Annotated in this window: 11 protein-coding genes and 1 rRNA gene; 5 read left to right on the top strand and 7 right to left on the bottom strand. The window is 50.9% G+C overall.

Going from position 1 to position 15,557, the window contains the following annotated elements:
• A 16S ribosomal RNA gene (locus tag EU557_RS13745) occupies positions 1-123 on the bottom strand; the annotation flags it as partial.
• A gap of 1,304 nt (positions 124-1,427) precedes the next feature.
• Between EU557_RS13745 and mtaB the strand changes: the two genes are divergently transcribed.
• Positions 1,428-2,768: a tRNA (N(6)-L-threonylcarbamoyladenosine(37)-C(2))-methylthiotransferase MtaB gene (mtaB, locus tag EU557_RS13750; RefSeq protein ID WP_135531051.1), complete on the top strand. Its 1,341-nt coding sequence runs from the start codon at positions 1,428-1,430 to the stop codon at positions 2,766-2,768.
• A gap of 120 nt (positions 2,769-2,888) precedes the next feature.
• On the opposite strand, the gene EU557_RS13755 is transcribed toward mtaB, so the two are convergent.
• Together EU557_RS13755 and EU557_RS13760 are read right to left on the bottom strand one after the other, a co-directional pair.
• Positions 2,889-3,503, bottom strand: a complete 615-nt coding sequence (locus EU557_RS13755) for a hypothetical protein (protein ID WP_135531052.1) — start codon at positions 3,501-3,503, stop codon at positions 2,889-2,891.
• 1,048 nt (positions 3,504-4,551) lie between these two features.
• Positions 4,552-5,790: an ABC transporter permease gene (locus EU557_RS13760; RefSeq protein ID WP_135531053.1), complete on the bottom strand. Its 1,239-nt coding sequence runs from the start codon at positions 5,788-5,790 to the stop codon at positions 4,552-4,554.
• 224 nt (positions 5,791-6,014) lie between these two features.
• On the opposite strand from EU557_RS13760, the gene EU557_RS13765 reads away from it, so the two are divergent.
• Positions 6,015-7,292, top strand: coding sequence for an asparagine synthetase B (locus EU557_RS13765; protein WP_135531054.1), 1,278 nt, complete (start codon positions 6,015-6,017; stop codon positions 7,290-7,292).
• Between the two features lie 70 nt (positions 7,293-7,362).
• On the opposite strand, the gene EU557_RS13770 is transcribed toward EU557_RS13765, so the two are convergent.
• Complete coding sequence (locus tag EU557_RS13770) at positions 7,363-7,635, bottom strand: hypothetical protein (RefSeq protein ID WP_135531055.1); 273 nt, start codon at positions 7,633-7,635, stop codon at positions 7,363-7,365.
• A 452-nt stretch (positions 7,636-8,087) separates the two neighbouring features.
• On the opposite strand from EU557_RS13770, the gene EU557_RS13775 reads away from it, so the two are divergent.
• Positions 8,088-9,968, top strand: coding sequence for a glycoside hydrolase family 2 protein (locus tag EU557_RS13775; RefSeq protein WP_135531056.1), 1,881 nt, complete (start codon positions 8,088-8,090; stop codon positions 9,966-9,968).
• A gap of 85 nt (positions 9,969-10,053) precedes the next feature.
• Here EU557_RS13775 and EU557_RS13780 read toward each other — a convergent pair whose 3' ends face one another.
• The 3 genes from EU557_RS13780 to lpxK all read right to left on the bottom strand — a co-directional run bounded on the left by EU557_RS13780 (position 10,054) and on the right by lpxK (position 13,785).
• Positions 10,054-10,662 (bottom strand): MiaE family protein, encoded by a 609-nt coding sequence (locus EU557_RS13780; RefSeq protein ID WP_135531057.1) that lies wholly within the window; start codon positions 10,660-10,662, stop codon positions 10,054-10,056.
• 62 nt (positions 10,663-10,724) lie between these two features.
• The gene (locus EU557_RS13785; protein ID WP_135531058.1) at positions 10,725-12,734 is read right to left on the bottom strand and encodes a putative porin; all 2,010 of its coding nucleotides are present in this window, start codon (positions 12,732-12,734) and stop codon (positions 10,725-10,727) included.
• Entirely contained in the window at positions 12,727-13,785 is a 1,059-nt protein-coding gene (gene lpxK / locus EU557_RS13790; RefSeq protein ID WP_245326273.1) for a tetraacyldisaccharide 4'-kinase, read from the bottom strand. The genes EU557_RS13785 and lpxK overlap by 8 nt, the downstream gene beginning before the upstream one ends.
• Positions 13,786-13,989: 204 nt before the next feature.
• Between lpxK and EU557_RS13795 the strand changes: the two genes are divergently transcribed.
• Positions 13,990-14,730 carry a protein phosphatase 2C domain-containing protein gene (locus EU557_RS13795; RefSeq protein ID WP_135531060.1) on the top strand — a complete coding sequence of 247 codons (741 nt, stop codon included), beginning with the start codon at positions 13,990-13,992 and terminating at the stop codon, positions 14,728-14,730.
• Positions 14,731-14,819: 89 nt separating this feature from the next.
• Complete coding sequence (locus EU557_RS13800; protein WP_135531061.1) at positions 14,820-15,491, top strand: uracil-DNA glycosylase family protein; 672 nt, start codon at positions 14,820-14,822, stop codon at positions 15,489-15,491.
• The last annotated feature ends 66 nt before the right edge of the window (positions 15,492-15,557 follow it).

Below are 15,557 nucleotides of genomic sequence, written 5' to 3' on the forward strand. Positions count from 1 at the left end.
GGCAGGTTGGTTACGCGTTACGCACCCGTGCGCCACTAGTGGTATTGCTACCACCCGTTCGACTTGCATGTATTAGGCCTGCCGCTAGCGTTCATCCTGAGCCAGGATCAAACTCTCCATTGTATAATGTTCTACACTAGCCCGAAGGCTAGCTGATGTCGAGTGCAATCGCCGGCTCGTATTGACGAGCTGTTATGTGTGTTCGTTTTCGTTACGCTTATGAGTCCTTATTGTGATGCTCTCTTGCGAGAGTGTCACACCCATATTGTCTTTCCAATCATTCAAAGAACGTCTGCTTTCTCTCGTTTGAGAAGGCGTCGTGACTACTCATCTAGTAGTCGGCGGCTTTCGTTTGCCGTGCTTCGCTGCGAAGCGGGCGACAAAGGTACTAACTCTTTTTCTTCCGGCCAAATTCCCAAGTGAAAAACTTTTTCACTTTTTCGTCTGTCCTACTCGCTTCCGATTGAAGCGGGCTGCAAAGATACTGCTTGTTTCTTCGCTTTTGCAACTCCGAGAGCAAAAAAACTTCTTCACTTTCTTCGTTTCCCGTGCCCTAGGCCACTTTCTGGCCTCAAGCGGGGTGCAAAGTTACAAAGCTTTTTCGAACTAACAAGCGAAGAGAGAAAAACTTTTTCGTCGACTTGTTTGCGGTAGCGCTTCCGACTGAAGCGGGGTGCAAAGGTACGCAGAGGGTTTCTGCTTTTCCTAGTACTTACTGCAACTTTCTTTTCGCCTCGTTCGTAGCCCGCCTCCGTTCGATTTGGGAGTGCAAAAGTCAGACTTCTCTTTCGCTTTTGCAAGCCCACCGAAGAAAATTTCAGAGGCCGCATAGCAAACTTAGCGCCCTGTTTCATTCCGTAGGCTGTGGCATAACTACTTATGCAGAGCAGTTAGTTCACGAAAGGATGAAAAAAGATTGTTCATGTGTCGAGAGGCCTGAAGCTGGCCCTAAAAGCCATAATGTCCTCCAATAATAGCTACATAAGACCAGCCTACTACTTTGGAAGCATATCGAATTAACTAAGGTCTAGAAGGTGTATGAACTACAGGTATCCGAGGTAAGTAATTAAGCTCCTTATATAATGGGTGTTGAAGCGGACGATAAATGGTGGCATATAAATAGCTGTAGGTACTACAAGCATTGTAGTACCTACAGCTATTTATGTTTCCTTATTTAAAAGAATATCCTGTAGTAGCCGCTAACTCATTCTACACTGTGAAAACCACTAACATTTGAAGTTGAGTTAGTAGAAATTCAACTCTACTGGCTTTGCTGTGTTAACTTTGTAGAGGCAGAGTATAGTAGTTTCTCATTTGGCCTTACTACTCCTTATATATAGGAGTTATGAACCTGAACGAATATCTGTCTCTTACTGGAGAGGCCTAGTATGTTTCGCTAGGCTGTAGTAGAGGAGGCAGTAACATATATGGAAAAGAGGAAAGTTGCCTTTTACACGTTGGGCTGTAAGCTCAACTTCTCTGAGACTTCTGCTATAGGCCGGCAGTTTGAAGAGAGTGGCTTCGAGAAGGCGGCCTTCGAGGATGCCGCGGATATCTACGTTATTAACACGTGCTCAGTAACGGATCATGCCGACCGGAAGTGCCGTAAGGTGGTAAAGGAAGCACTTAAGCACAACCCCGAGGCTTTTGTAGCTATTGTGGGCTGCTACGCTCAACTCAAGCCACGAGAAATTGCTGAAATACCTGGCGTTCATGCTGTGTTGGGGGCTGCTGAGAAATTTCAGTTAGTAGAGACATTAGCAGGGTTCCAGAAACCTGCTGCCGGACAACCAGGCCACGTGTTTGCCTCCCCCATCAGTGAAGCCACAGAATTTCATGCGGCCCACAGCTATGGAGATCGAACTCGCACGTTTCTGAAAGTACAGGATGGATGTGACTACTCCTGTTCTTTCTGCACTATACCGCTAGCTCGTGGTAATAGTCGCTCCGATTCTGTGCAAAGCGTAGTAGAGCGCGTGCAGAAACTAGCTGAAACAAGCGTCAAAGAAGTAGTGCTGACCGGTGTAAACTTGGGTGACTTTGGTTTACAGGGGCCAGAGCGCGAGCGGCGGGAAAACTTTTACGACTTAGTGCAGGCGCTGGATGAAGTAGAAGGCATTGAGCGGTTTCGAATAAGCAGCTGTGAGCCCAACCTATTGTCTGATGAGATAATTAGGTTTGTAGCTCGCTCTAAGCGGTTTATGCCACACTTCCACATTCCGCTACAATCGGGGTCTAACAAGATTCTGGGGTTGATGCGCCGCCGCTACCGCCGGGAGCTGTATGCTGAGCGAGTGAAGCTTATCAAAGAAGTTATGCCCCATGCTTGCATTGGAGTAGACGTTATTGTTGGCTTTCCAGGAGAAACAGAGGAGGAGTTCCTTACTACGTATCAGTTTCTGAATGACCTTGAGGTAAGCTATTTGCATGTTTTCCCTTACTCTGAGCGAGAGAACACACTAGCTCCTACCCTACCTGGACGCGTGCAGGACCGCCACCGGCATGAGCGCACAACGCAATTACGTAGTCTATCAGAAAAAAAGAAGCGACACTTCTACGAGCAGCATGTAGGCCTAGAAACGGCTGTGCTTTTCGAAGACGACGTAACGAATGGACAAATGGAAGGTTTTACCCCCAACTATATTCGTGTAACTGCCAAGTATGATCCGCTATTGGTAGGGGAGCTAAAGCACTTACGTCTGAGCTCTGTGAATTCGCAGTGCTTAATGGAGGCTGAAGAGCTAGGCATTGAGGTGTTTCAACATTAACCCACTATAGCAAATCTCAATACAACATCGCTAAAAGTACTAGGCCTTATTTCCTATAAGTAGGAAATAAGGCCTAGTACTTTTAGCGATGTATATAGGACTACTTTACGTCATTGACGTCTAGCGAGAGAGTTGACGTTGCATCAAGTCCATCATTTGCTGCATCAAACGTTGCTGATCCTGCAAGTGCTGGTTGCGAAGTTCAGCCATGGCCAGCTGGTGAGCCATTTGCTGGGTATAAAGGGCCGTTTGCCAGCTTGTATCAGGTGCTGGTGCTTGGGGAAGTGTGGCCTGTGAAACAAGAGGTGCCTGGGGGGCTAACGGTGCAGTATTAGAATTGGCAGGCGCTGGTTGCTCAGGCGCTGCTTCAGGCGCCGGTAGAGTGGGCATAACAACAGGAGTTAGTTCTACAGGTGGCGCCACAGCTGATACACTAGCCGTAGGCATAGCTGCTACAACTTCTTTGGAGGATGAATGTAAAGTGCTGGTCTTTTCTGAAATATCACCACTGGAAAGCATTGGACCCAGCCCTTGCAGCAACCAATCTTTTGATACATTTGGATATACTTCAAACACCTTACACAAAAGATCAAAACCTGGTTTGTTTCGCTCGTCTACAAGATGTTGAATGACAGTTGCGGTTTTATCAAGAGAGGCAGCAAAAGCGTTTTTGGATATACCCAAATGTGATATAAGCTGTAAGAAGCGCTGCCCTACCGTAGTGTTATTTTCCATAACCAAATGGTTATTCTTTGTTTTGATCGGCAATATACACCATTTGGTAAATACATAGCTTCGTTTTTAATATTCGTTTTTAATATATGTGTCGCAGGAAAATTGTTTGCTCCAAGCTTCAGTTGGAACGCTATTAACACATTAACAGCATTGTGCTGTGGTATTATAATAAGGCCTTATGTATAGCATTAGGAAGAGAACAAGGTTAACATACTTGGTTAAACACGCAGTAGTTAATCAGGCTCCCCGTTTAATCTAGACCAGTAGATAAACCTTCTGGTTGAAAGTGCTGAATGACAGTCTGCTTGATTGGTTATTACCTACAACAGTTAACCTTCGCACTTCCTAGTCTGAATACTTCGTCTTCCAACTCTTCGCACTCCACCCACTCTGCAGAAATAAAGCAGTAGAGTTGCGGCAAGCGTTGTGAATAGCTCATTGTACCCCTGCACCGATGTACGCTCGACTAAAAATGTATATAGGTGAATGAGTACTAACAAGAATACTGCTACAGCCCCGGCCCTTTACTAGATGCTCAACTATCCGACGTATTGGCTCCCATGTACTCCGATGCAATGCTACACCTCTCCTACCCTAACGCTTATTAAAAATCCTTTCTTTCGCTACCTGTTCAGTATTCACATGTGATTCCTACTATAGTAGTAGCATACATAGAATCGGGTGATGCATTGATTGCTTAGGACTAAATACTACCCACTAAAAATCAGCCTACTTAATCAAGCTTCTCGAAAAGGAAGACCAATAACCAGTAATAAGGTAGCATGTGCGGTTGCACATTATGGCACGAGAGAAGTCCAACGCCGCAGAATAATTCAAACTTGCTTTTGCTTCGAAGACAAATTATGCCCTACGTTGTTGGCTGCCGCTCATTGTGCCTAAACCTCGTTGATCATTTTCGGCCATCCGACGAAGCATACAGTATGGCTACAGACCATTATATTATGCAGATAATCCTATAGAGTCACGTTGACTTTAGATTCTTTTTCGCCTCTTCGCCCCATCGGGCCAAGGGTCATGCGACGGCTATTTACTCGTAGCGCAACGACTCAATTGGGTCTAGGCCTGCGGCTTTGCTAGCAGGATAGTAACCTGATATTAGGCCTACGGTTACACAGATTACAAGGCCTACCATCATCCACAGCCACGGAACAATAAAGGCGCCGCTACCTACTAGGGCCGACACACCATTGCCCATGCCTACGCCGAGTACGATTCCCAGGGTGCCACCCATTACGCAAATGACAATGGCCTCTATCAGGAACTGTTGGCGGATTTGGAGGGAGGTAGCCCCCAGCGCCTTGCGGATTCCGATTTCTCGAGTGCGCTCGGTCACGGATACCATCATAATGTTCATGAGGGCGATACTGGCCCCAAGCAGCGTGATGAAACCTACTAAAAAACCACCCATGCGCAAGTTACCCGACAGTGAGTCCAGCTTACCGGCTAAGGAGTCGCTCCGCTCTAGCTCGAAGCTTTCCTCCTGGCCTAGAGCATCGTGACGAACAGAGCGCATAATACCAGTGGCTTCTCCCGTAATGTAATTCAGCATATCGGGGTTAAGCGTGGCCGTCTTAATATCATAAGTAAGGGCCCGTTGGCGCGGAAGCTGATTGCCGGTTTCCAGAGGGATGAGTACGAGGCGGTCGGCTCCGCCTCCTCCCATGGTGCTACCGCTTTTCTCAAGCTGACCAACTACCAGGAAGCGACGCCCCAGCATGTACACATACTTATCAATGGGGCTCTGATTAGGAAAAAGCTTGTCTTTGATTTCTGCTCCGACGATGGCCACGTTAGTACCGTTTTCTAACTCAGAGGAAGAAAAAGAGCGACCGTTGGATAGGTTATAGTTCTGAATCAACAGGTAGTTTTCGTCGCCGGCTACGACCTGCATATTTGGGTTGGTTTTCTCCCCGTTAGCCTTGACCTCAACAGCGCCTGCTATAAAGGTAGATATACCCACTTTCGCATCTTCACCTACCCGTTGCTTATACTGGCGAGCTTGCAGATACGTAAGTGCGGGGTAGGTTTTTTCTTGTACCCCCCCACGGCGCGACCGATTGTTGTAGCCTTTTGCTTTGATCTCGAAAGAGTTAGCTCCCAGACTTGCAAACGTCTGATTCAAGGAAGCTTTGATGGCATCAATGGCGGTGAGAATACCTACCAACGACATAATGCCAATGCTTACAATAAGCGCTGTCAGGATAGTGCGCAGCAGATTACTGTTGATGGAACGAAACGCCTCTTTGATGTTTTCCAGCAGATGCATAACGACGGCAGCGAACGGATAAAACTATGGCGGCTCACCTAATTACATGAGGCAATTTAGCAGCCATAGCACGTCTCGCAAGGTAGGCGGTTTGCGCTAAACTCCCAGCCGCTTTCGTTACCTTTAAATCAGGACGCGACTTTACTAGTAAGGCCGCTGTTCTACGGATGGCGAAGTAGTTGCTAAACGACCGTCATTCTCTCATCATTTACGCCAGAACTTCTATGCTACTCTCGCGTCTGTTTGCTGTGCTACTGCTGCTGGCAGGCTACCTAGGCCTCCCTATGGTGGCTAGCGCCAATCATATTCTTATTCCCATGGATGCTAACCAGAAGGAACACCTCAAAGCATATGGGGTGGCCTACTGGCTGCTAGGCAAGCAAGTAGAAGTTGACTGGCTGCTGAACTACCGGGGCGGTTCGTTTGCGTGTGACGTCGTACAAGGAGCGGAGAATGAGTTGGCCGTGCGGGGCGTAACGTACCAGGTAATCAGCGAAGCCCAATACACCAATATCCTCACCGAAATAGCCGAGCCAAACGCCAACATGGACGTGATGAAGCTAGAGAAGGTGCCTAAGATTGCAGTGTACACTCCTAAGGGCAAACAACCCTGGGACGACGCGGTAACGATGGTACTAACGTATGCTGAGATACCGTACACGCAGATTTATGATGATGAAGTACTCCGGGGCGACCTACCTAAGTATGACTGGCTGCACCTGCACCACGAGGACTTCACGGGTGAATACGGTAAGTTCTACCGCAACTACCGCTACCGGCCCTGGTATCAGCAGCAGCAGCGCGATTCAGAAGCTGCCGCCAAGCGCAATGGCTTTGCTAAAGTGAGCCAGATGAAAGGAGCCGTAACCGTCAAAATGCAGGAATTTATTGCTGGCGGCGGCTTTATGTTTGCCATGTGCTCGGCCACTGACTCCTATGACATTGCCTTGGCTGGCCTAGGCATAGACATGGTGGCAGAAATGTATGATGGCGACCCTGCTGACCCGCAGGCCCAGCAGAAGCTCAATTTTAACCGAACATTGGCATTCCAAAACTTCCAGCTGGAGCGCGACCCACTGGAGTACGAATACTCCAACATAGATATGCAGCCGTCTGAGAGAGGTGTGTACGAAGACAACGACTACTTCCAGCTCTTCTCCTTCTCTGCCAAGTACGACCCCGTACCGACTATGCTCACGCAGAACCATGAGCGTACAATTAAAGGCTTCATGGGTCAGACCACAGCTTTCCGGAAGTCACTCATCAAACCTGATGTAGTTGCTATGGGTGAGAACAAGGCCTCGGGTGAGGTGCGCTATATGCATGGTACCTTAGGCAAGGGTACCTGGACGTTCTATGGCGGCCACGATCCGGAAGATTACCAGCATTTAGTGGAGGAAGAACCTACTGACTTGGCTCTCCACCCTAACTCGCCGGGTTATCGTCTGATCCTGAATAACATTCTCTTCCCAGCTGCCAAAAAGAAGAAGCAAAAAACCTAGGCCACTTCAGCCATCAAGAATTGCATAAGAAAGGCCCCTCTGCTAGCAGAGGGGCCTTTCTTATGCAATTCTACTTTGTGAGCTGTACTATCTGGCGGGCCAACTCTGGTAAGTCAGCAGTTTTCTCCGGGTCTATATCCATAGTCAGTTCCACTAGCACGGGCTGGCCTTTAGCCACTCCGTATGCTATCAGTTCGTAGGCCATACCCCCCTCCGTGGGGTAGCTCAACCGAAAGCCTTTTGCAGCCTGCCCCAGAATTAAGCATTCCAGCGGCTGACGCTCCGTGTGTTTGTGCTTTTTCTCAATTTGACGCACAAACTGCTCCGGGAAATCAGTAAGCATTTTATAGTCCAGGTACATCCATGTCAGCTGGTATCCTTGGCAGCGTACCATGTACTTATTATCTGGCGTACAGCTTGTAGGGGTAGAAATGTCCATCCCACAAAAGTTGATACTGTTAACAGGTGTGTCTACTTGACCAAGAGCTAGCATGGGGGCACTTAGTAAGCAAAGGAGTAACCATTTTTTCATTTAGGGAGAGCATAAGGAATAGGGCTAATATAGGGAGGGTTTGGCAGGCTAGATATAAGTTGTTTTAATAATCCTTTTGTAAAGGTGTGAGGTACATACGAGAGCTGGTTTCGCTCAATTGTTGTGCTGCTTCATTATCCAAGCGTTCCGGAAATACGTTAGTACCTCATACTCGCTAGGATCGGGCTATTTGCTGGGCGCTGTGCCCTGGCCTGCACCGATAATGCTTTTCCGGATTCTGTCACGAACGCCCCTGCATCTGCATGAACGCTGATCATCCTAACTATGGCCTTTCTACCAGCACGACCGAGAATATACAGGCTGCTGAACCCATTACCAATCCCCTGCCGCGCGCTGTACTGCGCATGAACAACTACTTGCTCCTAGACGGCGAATGGCATTTTGCTATCGACAACGAGGACGTTGGTATTGAGCAAAACTGGGCGCTAGGCCACACCTATGAGCAAACTGCCCAGTGGCCTGGCTCAGTAGAAGAGCATATTGCGGAGGCAAAAGGGCTCTGCACACCTTCTAGTTGGCATGATAAAGTAGTAGTGTGGTACGAACGAGAGTTTACATTACCTACTCTTGATAAACAGGAGTTGCGCTCCATGCTGCAGATCACATTTGGAGCATGTGGCTACGAGACTCGTGTGTGGCTTAATGGCACGCTACTCAGCACCATTGAGGGCGAAGATGTGCATTACGGCGAGTACACTTCTTTCTCTTATGAATTGCCTGAGGAGCTTCTGCATCTTTCTAACCGCCTCACTGTGCGCATTGCTGACACAATGGATGCGGAAACACCGCGTGGCAAGCAGGAGTCGCACGTATACAAGCGCGGCGGTATCTGGTACCAAACGTATACTGGTGCGGTACGAAGCGTGTGGCTGGAGATGGTGGAGCGTAACCGCTTACGCTCCCGAGTGGGCGTAGTAAGCATTGTGGAAGACCATTTGGTTCGCTTTAACCTTACGTTGCGCATTCATGACCCTGGCGCTTATACTATTCGGCTACGAGTGTGTGAGCGTGGAGCGCCGGCGTCTGCCGAGCCCATAGCCAGTTCCGACTTCCCCCTGGAACTGCCGGCCGGGCAAATACACCAACGCGTAGTATTGGAAGTACCCAATGCGCAACTCTGGTCACCTGAGGCCCCTAACCTCTACCGACTGGAAGCGCAGCTAGTTGATGCTGAGGGCTATGCTGCCGAGATAGAAGCGCATTTTGGCCTGCGCAAGATTGAAGCCCGGGGCCGGTACATCTACCTCAACAACGAGCCAACGTACCTCGATGGCATTCTTTATCAGCCGGGTACTGCTACCTACGAGGAGACGAAGCGCCACATGTACGCCATGAAGGAACTGGGCTGCAATCTCGTTCGGGTGCACATTGCCGGCGTTGACCCACGAATTTATAATCTGGCTGACGAGCTAGGCCTGTTGCTGTGGGTAGAAGTCCCTAGTCCTCATAGCTCCACCACCCGCAGCCGGGCTAACCACCGGGCTGAGCTGCTGCGCATGGTAGAGCTGATCGAGACTCATCCCTCAGTAGTAATCTGGAGCTTGTACAATGAAGATTGGGGCGCTCAGGACATTGCCACCAACCATGAAACCCGCCAGTACATTGTAGATATGTACCACTACATGCAGATCAAGTATCCGCAGTTTCTGGTGGTCGACAACGATGGCTGGCACCATATTTCCTGGGAAGGGCGCTTAAAGTCAGATCTACTTACGGCTCACCTCTACACACCTGACTTAAACCGCTGGCGCGAATTGCTAGACCGCCTGGTCCACGGCGAGATGGAAGGCACCGCGGCCTTCCCCCTCGTAGTTGGCGACCCGTTTTTCTACCGCCGGCAGGTGCCTTTGCTGGTGAGCGAGTGGGGTGGTTTTGGCTTCCCCGATTACGGTGGCCCACAGGACGCTGAAGCACGTGCCGCCAACATTCGTGCTTTCAAACAGGAGCTTCGGCAGCGCGATATAGCCGGCGACGTGTACACCCAAGCCACCAATATTGAGGACGAGCGAAACGGGCTGCTCGATTTTCAAACGGGCGAGCTGACTGTCCCAGCAGGCTTATTGAACTCCCGCAATCAGCAAGAAGTAACTACAGCCGGCCCCATAGGCCAGTCTGCAACGTAAGCTATACCCAACGCACTCGGCCCGGGTGCTACTTCACTTTAGTTGAGGTAGCACCCGGGCCGAGTGCGTTGGGTAAGTGTTAAAATTAGTGCATTCGGTCGTCGCGGACGGGCAGGTTAGTAACGATTTCGCCTTCAATCTTCAGTAGCTCCTGGAGGCGCGCTTCCACCTCTTTGGGGTTGCAGTATTCCTTGGCAAGATCTACGTAGCTCACGAAGTGGCCTGCTTCTGATACCATCAGCTCATAGTAGAACTTTGAAAGCTCCGGATCTGGAATATGCTTCCACAACAGCTTGAATCGCTCGCAGCTACGGGCTTCTATCAGAGCACTCACCAGCAGCGTATCCATGAGTTGCCGCTCACGGGCGCCACCCTTCCGAATGTGGGTCATGAGCTGCACCACGTACTCATCCCGACGGGGCTTACCTAGCTCATGGCCGCGCTTACGTAGCTCCAGTAGCACCCGCTCAAAATGCGACCACTCTTCGGCCACTAGTAGTGTAAGCTCATCCACGAGGCGGGTTTTCTCGGGGTACTTTACTATTAGGCTGATACCCGTACTGGCGGCCTTCTGCTCACAGTACGCATGGTCAACCAGAATATCTTCGATGTTTTTGCTGGCAATGTCTACCCACCGTGGGTCGGTGTTCAACTTCAGCTTAAGGATGGTTTTCTCTTTTCCTTCGGGTTCCATTGAGGTTACCTGTTAGTGGCTGACTGCTTAAGCTACAACCAACAATTAGCAATCAGCTAGTATCAATTAAAGAACTGCCAACGAATGCCGAACTGAAGACGGCGGGGCAAGCCAGCGTAATACGGCGTGGTAAAATAGCCCGACTGCGGCAGAAACTGGTTCACGTAAGCCATCTTAAAGAACACGTTCACTGTTTTGATATCAGCGCTCAGGAAAACATCCGCAATGGGTGTATTGCGGATTGTGAAGTGGTCTTGAAAGAAAAACTGCTGAGTAGTGGGATTGTAGTCGTAAGGCTTCCAGCGCGACTGGAAATACGTTTGCACCCCGAACTGCCCAAATAAGGCTTTCTTAAACACATAGCCTTGGTAATACACCCGAGACTCCCCTACCAGCCGAGGAAAGCGAAGACCTTCGGTGCCTCCCGTTACTCCCGTGTAAGTGGCTTGATTATCTACAAAGAGGTGGCCTACGTTAAACTTATGCTGTGCAGTAAGACTTAGAACTAGCCGTGCATTATCAAGCTGCTCCGGCACTGCCTGCTCGTTATAGTATACTAGGTTCGTGATGTTAGCGAAGGTGCCCACGAGTTGCAGGTGCTGATTACCCAACTTCTGATTTACCAGGCCTCGTACCTGCTGCACTTGGGTGTTATCGAAGTTATTGTTCCAAGTGTCATGGTTTCCTTCAAAACGTTGCTCCGTGAGGGTAGGCGTGTAACTTGTGATGAGGCCATCCACCCGCACCGGCCCCAAGTCTGTAGCTCCGCGAAGAATGTATTCGGTTCTCTTGATCCGAATTATATCCTTAAACTGTTCAGGGACCTTTACCTCTCCTGAAGTCTCAATAGAGAATTCTTTGTAGCGAAAGCCAGCTGTTCCGCCTAGAAAGAACTGGGTAGCATCTGTTGTATAGTTTAACTCTTCAACCGTAATCGTATTGCTTCCCTTACGGGACCGGGATTCTAAAGAGTAAGTTCGTTGCTTACCATAAAGCCGATAGGCCACGGTGGGCGAGTTACCCATCACCCCTACTGTATTCTCTATCTGGCGAAAATCGGCACGGTCATCGGTGATGGTATTACTAAACCGTCGCACATCGTAGCGGAAGGTGCCCTGCCTACCAGCAATAGCTGATTGAGTAACGATTGGTTGATCGTCAAAATATTTGTTTTGGCGACGGGTCCAATCGGCAATATGATACGCCGTAAGGCCACGGCCTAGTAGCCGGTACGTATGTGCTATATGCACTTGGTCCCGATCATCCCGGTTAACCGCGTTGGTTAGCCGGACCTCCTCTCGCTGATAATCAAACAGCTTTGAAAGATCTATCTTAGTCCCATCAGTACCTTCCAAGGTATCGGTTAGTAACGGAACAATGCCCCCCTGCTCCACGGCCCGATGGCGAGCGGTAGTAAGGTTAGCCATCAGGTGGTAACGGTCGTCGGGAGTTTGGTAGCGCACGAACAGCAAAAAGTTGCTGTGTTCTACCTGACCCGCGCGAGTATTTGTAACGGCTACCGCCTTATTTGAGCCGAATCGCTCGTAGGCAAACCCTACATTCAAATCCTTTTTGAGGCTGCGAGTGTAGCCTAGCTCAAAAATCTGCTCATAGGGGTTACCCTGATGAAAGCGGAAGAACGTGTACGGTGAGCGGGTGTCGTAATACGGGATGGTGGAGGCATCTCGCACGTAGCGGTCAAACACGTTACGGCCTAGGCGGGCACCTATCTGGGTGTTCGGCTGCCAGAGCAGGTGCCGGGAAGCGGTGCCGAAATTTCCTAAGTCCTGGTAAAAAGCTGAATCGTGAACCCAGTAGCGGTTTTGGGGCAGGCGCGTGAGCGTGGTGTCAATCATCCGGCCCACGGTGTCGCCGCGCATCATGTCTGCTTCACGCAGAATGAATGTGGTACGAGCTCCGTACCGGTTCTTGGTAGAGTCGTCTACAATCTGAGCTTGGGCGGCGGGTAATAAGGCTGGCACTCCGCCCAGCAGCACAAGCAGCAGGAGCGAACGAAACCAAGTGTTGGGCACAGCGACCCGAAAGAGCGAAATCAGTGATAAGTCAGACAACAGCGTGGGGCTGAAAGTAGGGCATCAGAAGCTCCAGCAGGCGGGCGTCGCCGTCGGCCAGAAACCGGACATCAATGGGAAGGTAAAATACGGGCACTTGCACTACAACCGCCGCTAAAGCAGGCTCTAGCAAACGGGCAGCATCTTTCTGCGTGGTAAAAACGCTTTGGCCGGGCGCTAATTGCGCAGCTACTGCAGCAATTTCTGCTTCCGTGAATGCGTGATGGTCAGCAAACCGAGCATGATGTACTACTCGGTAGCCCGCTGTTTCCAGGTACTGCCGTAAGGGCTCGGGCTGCGCAATGCCAGTTAAGAGCAACACCTCCGGCCCCGTCGGCTGCGGGCTCGCGCCAATAGCGACAGGAGTTCCGTACACATACGTGGAGAATAGCACGGGCACCGTAGGCTTAGCATAGCTACGGATACGGCGCGTAATATCTTGGCGGCGAGCTTCCGAGAGCAGCGGGTCGCACTTGGTGACTATCACTAGGTCGGCTCGAACGGCCCCGGCTCGGCTTTCGCGCAGCCTACCCGCCGGCAGTACCCAATCCTCGTAGAAAGGCCTCTCCTGCTCCGTCAGCAGAATATTAAAGCTAGGCTGCACCCGCCGATGCTGGTAGGCATCATCCAAGACCACGACCGACGTGGCGGGAGCCTCGGAGAGCAGCTGGCGAATTCCGACCACGCGGTCTTCGCAAACGGCCACGGGCACCGTTCCTTTAAATTGCTGGAATTGCTGCAGCGGCTCGTCGCCGATGGTGGCCGCGGTATCAGTTGCTGTAGCAAAGCGGTAGCCGCGCGTGCGTCGGCCGTAGCCCCGGCTGAGCATGGCCGGCGACTGGCCTAGCTGCTGCAACGCGGTAATAAGATGCGCCACGTGGGGCGTTTTGCCCGTACCACCTACCCGCAGATTGCCCACATTAAGTACTGGAACCTCCGGGAAGCTCACGGAGGGGTTCAGGCCTGAGCGATACAACATATTGCGCACAGCCATGACGCCGGCGTAGAGCCAGCTTAGGGGCAGCAGCAACACAGTCAGTAAAGAGGGCACGGGCGGTGGCGAGGTTGAGGAGGCGCAAAAATAGCGGGTTACACATAGCATCCGGCGGCAAGCCCCTACATATCTTAGGAAACCAGGCCAAGAAGCCTGGGCCACTAAATCAGAAAAAGTAGATCTTTGAATCCCTACGCGGCCCCATTCAGTCCCTGAATTATCCTTGCTACAGCAGTAGCTGGGCCGTTGGAGGAGAGACTAATGAAGATTTATCAACTCCTAAAGAGAGGAGAATACCACACCGATTTTTGTGAAGATTTCAGCGTAGCGCAAGCAGTGAGCAGCAGCGTGGTACTCTGCGCCGTACTAGATGGTTGCACAATGGGCCGGGAAAGCCATTTTGAGGCCACGCTGGGCGCCAAAATACTTCGCAAGGTGATTAAAGAGCGCCAATACCGGGCATTTTACGGCGAGGCTGCTACGGGCCCTGGCCTAGAGCGGGAGCTTCGGGAGATTATGGTTGAGGTTTTTCAGGAGTTCAGACAAATGAGAAACCAGCTTCTGCTTGATACCTCTGAGCTCTTAACCACCTTGGTTATTGCCCTCCTACGCACTGACACGGGAGAGGTCTACGGCATGGCGTTAGGTGACGCCGTTATAGCCCTGAACGGCCAAATCATGCGATTCGAGCAACATAACAAGCCCAATTACCTGGCTTATCACCTAGGCCAGGACGTGGATACTTGGTACGCGCACCAGAAGCAGATTTTTAGGGCCACTAGCTGCTCAGACCTTAGCCTAGCCACCGACGGCATCTACAGCTTTCAGCCGATTAATGATTGCTCTCCCACTGAACCGCTAGATATTGCCCAGTTCCTGCTGGTTGACCCAGAACTGGCTGAGCGCGACGAGATGCTACATATCAAAGTAAAGCGGTTAGAGAACCGGTTCTCGCTGAAGCCAACCGATGACCTTGCCATCGTTCGAGTACGCCTGAGCTGATCGAACTTGTAAGCAGTAGCAACGAGCTTACAAATTGAGCGTTACCCGTGGTTGCTTCGTACAAGCAGTTCGCTATCCTGCTCTTCTATATGTTTGCCGACCGCCTGTTGCGCTTTCTGACAGAGTTTCCGCTTCCGCCGCCTTTGCCCGATGAGGTAGTGGCCTACAGCCCGTACCAAGACGCGACACCGCGGGAGCTGTTCACGCAATTTGCGCAGCGGTATTATACAGGTAATCACCCAAGGGTGGCGCTGCTGGGCATTAACCCAGGGCGCCTGGGTAATGGCCGCACCGGCGTAGCCTTTACTGACCCCACCGCGCTAGCGGCCTGGGGTATTGAAAACGACTTGCCACGTCGCCGTGAGCCATCAAGTGAGTTTGTGCAGGCCGTGGTGCTGGCTATGGGTGGCCCTGGCACCTTCTATGAGCACTTCTTTCTTGGCTCGCTTTACCCACTGGTATTACTACGTAACAACCTGAACTACAACTTCTATGACACCCCGGCCGTGACGGCGGCGCTATGGCCCGATATTCAGCAGTCGGTGCGGCAGATGGTGGAGGAGGTGGGCATGGCGCGGCACGCGGCGGTTTGCCTGGGCCAGCGTAACGGCAAATATTTTCGCAAGCTCAACGACGAACTACAGCTTTTCGACCACATTCATGTGCTCGACCACCCCCGTTACCTAATGCAGTACAAGCGCCGGGCGTTGGTCGATAACGTGGCGCATTACGTGCGGGTGCTGGATGGCCTAGTGAGTTGATACAGCTACTCGCAATTGTTACTATACTGGCCTACAACGATGTGGTGCGAACTTCAGCCTGCCACC

Origin of the sequence: Hymenobacter wooponensis (genome assembly GCF_004745865.1) — a bacterium.
Lineage (GTDB): Bacteria > Bacteroidota > Bacteroidia > Cytophagales > Hymenobacteraceae > Hymenobacter > Hymenobacter wooponensis.

Excerpts from the sequence above, each read along its gene's own strand:
- mtaB (WP_135531051.1), top strand. The coding sequence starts at position 1,428 with ATGGAAAAGAGGAAAGTTGCCTTTTACACGTTGGGCTGTAAGCTCAAC.
- EU557_RS13755 (WP_135531052.1), bottom strand. The coding sequence starts at position 3,503 with ATGGAAAATAACACTACGGTAGGGCAGCGCTTCTTACAGCTTATATCA.
- EU557_RS13760 (WP_135531053.1), bottom strand. The coding sequence starts at position 5,790 with ATGCATCTGCTGGAAAACATCAAAGAGGCGTTTCGTTCCATCAACAGT.
- EU557_RS13765 (WP_135531054.1), top strand. The coding sequence starts at position 6,015 with ATGCTACTCTCGCGTCTGTTTGCTGTGCTACTGCTGCTGGCAGGCTAC.
- EU557_RS13770 (WP_135531055.1), bottom strand. The coding sequence starts at position 7,635 with ATGCTTACTGATTTCCCGGAGCAGTTTGTGCGTCAAATTGAGAAAAAG.
- EU557_RS13775 (WP_135531056.1), top strand. The coding sequence starts at position 8,088 with ATGAACGCTGATCATCCTAACTATGGCCTTTCTACCAGCACGACCGAG.
- EU557_RS13780 (WP_135531057.1), bottom strand. The coding sequence starts at position 10,662 with ATGGAACCCGAAGGAAAAGAGAAAACCATCCTTAAGCTGAAGTTGAAC.
- EU557_RS13795 (WP_135531060.1), top strand. The coding sequence starts at position 13,990 with ATGAAGATTTATCAACTCCTAAAGAGAGGAGAATACCACACCGATTTT.
- EU557_RS13800 (WP_135531061.1), top strand. The coding sequence starts at position 14,820 with ATGTTTGCCGACCGCCTGTTGCGCTTTCTGACAGAGTTTCCGCTTCCG.